3 protein-coding genes are annotated in these 3107 nt (G+C 77.0%); 2 read left to right on the forward strand and 1 reads right to left on the reverse strand.

Annotation, left to right across the window (positions count from 1 at the left end; translation table 11 throughout):
* On the reverse strand, nucleotides 1–593 hold a 593-nt coding region (locus tag AB6N23_RS17890), incomplete at its 3' end, for a YflT domain-containing protein (RefSeq protein ID WP_412867317.1).
* A gap of 138 nt (nucleotides 594–731) precedes the next feature.
* Here AB6N23_RS17890 and AB6N23_RS17895 point away from each other — a divergent pair.
* Together AB6N23_RS17895 and AB6N23_RS17900 are read left to right on the forward strand one after the other, a co-directional pair.
* Entirely contained in the window at nucleotides 732–1400 is a 669-nt protein-coding gene (locus AB6N23_RS17895) for an ECF transporter S component (protein WP_412867318.1), read from the forward strand.
* The coding region (locus tag AB6N23_RS17900) for an ABC transporter ATP-binding protein (protein ID WP_412867319.1) at nucleotides 1397–3107 on the forward strand (1711 nt) is incomplete at its 3' end. The genes AB6N23_RS17895 and AB6N23_RS17900, both read left to right, overlap by 4 nt.

The raw sequence follows: 3107 nt of genomic DNA on the forward strand, positions 1-3107 counted from the left end.
GGCGGCGTCTGCGGCGGCGCGGCGGGCGCACCGGCCGGCGGGTACGACGCGGCGGGGTCCGACGGGCGCGGTCCGACGGGTGCGGGCGGCACGGCCGGCACGCCGCTGACGACGCCGCCGACCTCCTGCAGGATCGCGCGCGCCTTGTGCGCGTGCTCCGCGTGGCAGAGGACCGCGTACGACGTCGCGACGATCTGGCTCGCGGACGCGAAGTCGCGGCGGTTGCGCGTCATGGCGTACGTGATGACGGAGAACAGCAGGCCGAACGCGCCGCCGAAGAGGATGGCCGGCAGCAGCACGCTCGCGCTGTTGGGCGGCGAGAAGAGCGTGAGCAGCAGGCCGACGAACAGGCCGAACCACGCGCCGGACGCGAACCCGCCGAGGGCGGCGCTCGGGTAGGACAGCCGGCGGATGACGCGCTCGACCATGCGCAGGTCGGTGCCGACGATCGTCACGTGCTGCACCGGGAACGACTTCTCGGCGAGCGCGTCGACGGCCTTCTGCGCCTCGAGGTACGTCTGGTACGACGCCACGGGCTCGCCCGTGGGCAGCGTCGGCGTGCGGGGGATGCGTCCGGACTGCGAGAGCGCCATGCGCCGATCCTCCCGCAGCCGCGGGGCCGCCGCCAGGGATGCGGGCGCCCGGGACCGTTGACGCTGAGGTGAGCCTCACCTCACACTTGCCCGGGCCCCGTCACCGCGCCGGGGCGCCCGACCGGAGGACGCCACGTCATGACCCGCTGGAGCACCCGCCTGCTGCTGTCCTGCGCCGCCATCGGCGTCGGCGGCGGCCTCGTCGGCATCCCGAGCTTCTACCTGTTCACCACGCTGGCGACCGCGGCGCCGTTCCTCATGGGGCTGGCGGCGGGCTTCTACCTGCTGCCGGGCATGATCGCGCTCGCCGCGTTCCGCCGCCCCGGCGTCGGGTTCCTCACGACGATGCTCGCCGCGGTCGCCGCCGCGCCGTTCGTTCCGGGCAGCTTCACGACGATCTACGGCTGGCTGTACGTGGCGGTGCTGCTCGAGGTGCCGTTCGCGCTGCTCGGCTACCGCTGGTGGCGCGCGCCCGTCTTCTACGTCGCGCCCCTCGCCGGGGCCGCCTTCTACACGTGGACGTGGTGGACGTACTACGACATCGGCAGCCACCAGGTGTGGGCGCAGGTCGCCCTGCCGACGCTGCTGCTCGGCGGGATGCTGCTGTTCACGTGGCTCGCGCGGGTCGTCGCGGCGCGCCTCACCCGGACCGGCGCGATGCGCGGCCTGCAGCTGCCCGAGGACCGCCGCCGGCGCGCGGTCGCCGGCGCGACGGCGTCCTCCGGCGCCCCGGCGGCGACGACGACCACGACGAGCCCCGCGACGACGCCGGCCGACACCGCCGCCGCGCCGGCCGCCACCGCGTGAGCGTCCGCGTCGACGACGTCCGCATCCGGCACGAGGGCCGCACGGCCTGGACGCCGGACGGCGTGACGTTCGAGGTCCGCCCCGGCGAGGTGGTGCTGCTGCTCGGCCCGAGCGGCTCGGGCAAGTCGACGCTCGCGCTCGCGCTGGACGGGCTCGTGCCGCACGCGGTGCCGGCGGAGCTGACGGGGCGCGTCGTGGTCGACGGGACCCCGACGACCGCGACGACGGTCGCGCGGCTGTCCGAGCACGTCGCCATGGTCTTCCAGGACCCCGACGCGCAGGTCGTCACCGGCACGGTGCTCGACGAGGTGTGCTTCGGGCCGGAGAACCTGCGGGTGCCGGCGCCCGAGGTGCTGGGCCGCGCCGAGCACGCCCTGCGCGCCGTCGGCCTGTGGGACCGGCGCGCCGACGCCCCGGACGCGCTGTCCGGCGGCGGCCGGCAGCGCCTGGCGATCGCCTGCGCGCTGGCGCTCGGGTCGCCCGTCGTCGTGCTCGACGAGCCGACGGCGAACCTCGACCCCGCCGGCATCGAGGAGGTCTACGCCGCGCTGCGGGCGGTCGTGGCCGACGGCACGCGGGCGGTCGTGCTCGTCGAGCACAACCTCGACGCGGCGGTCGACCTCGTCGACCGGGTCGTCGTGCTCGACCGTGCGGGTCGGCTCGCCCTCGAGGGTCCGGTCCGCGAGGTGCTCGGCACCCGGGCCGAGGAGGTGGCCGCGCTCGGCGTCTGGCTGCCCGTCTCGACGCTCGCCGCGCTGCGGCTGCGCGCCGCCGGCGTCGCGCTGGACCCGCTGCCCCTCACGCCGCACGAGCTGGCGGCGGCGCTCGACGCCGCCGACGTCCTCCCGTCCCCCACGCGCGCGCCGTCCGCCGGGGCGCAGACCACCACGGCGTCGTCCACCACGACGTCGTCCACCACGATGACGACGGCCACCGACGACCCGGCGCCCGCCGTCCGGGTCCGCGGCCTGACCGTGCGCCGCGGCCGCCGCACGGTCCTCGACGGTGTCGACCTCGACGTCCCCACGGGCGCGATGCTCGCGCTCGTCGGCGTCAACGGCGCCGGCAAGACCACCCTCGCGCAGGCCGTCGCCGGCGTCGTCCCGCCGCCCCGCGGCACCGTGCAGGTGGCGGGCGTGGACCCGGCGCGCACGCCGCCGCGCACGCTCGTGCGCAGCGTCGGCTTCGTCTTCCAGAACCCGGAGCACCAGCTCGTCCGCGGCACGGTGGCCGACGAGCTCGCGCACGGCCTGCGGCTGCAGGGTGCGGACGACGCGACGACCGCCGCGGCCGTCGACGACATGCTCCACCGGCTCGACCTCGTCGCCGAGCGCGACGTCCACCCGTTCCTGCTGTCCGGCGGGCAGAAGCGCCGGCTGTCGGTGGGGACGGCGCTCGTCACGGGCGCACGCGTGCTCGTGCTCGACGAGCCGACGTACGGGCAGGACCGCGAGCGCGCCGCCGAGCTGCTCGCGCTGCTGGGCCGGCTCGTCGCCGGCGGCACCACCGTGCTCCTCGTCACGCACGACCTGCAGCTCGTGGCCGACCACGCCACGCACGTCGCCGTGCTGCGCGACGGCCGCGTCACGGCGTCGGGCACGACCGGCGACGTGCTGGCCGGCACCGCGCTCGAGGACGCGGGCCTGCTGCCCCCGCCGCTCGCCCGCGCGACGCGGCGCCTGCGCCGGCACGCCGCCTGGCGGGGCG

The sequence above is a fragment of the Cellulomonas pasadenensis genome, from assembly GCF_047229365.1.
In the GTDB taxonomy this organism is placed as follows: Bacteria; Actinomycetota; Actinomycetes; order Actinomycetales; family Cellulomonadaceae; genus Cellulomonas.

Excerpts from the sequence above, each read along its gene's own strand:
- AB6N23_RS17895 (WP_412867318.1), top strand. The coding sequence starts at position 732 with ATGACCCGCTGGAGCACCCGCCTGCTGCTGTCCTGCGCCGCCATCGGC.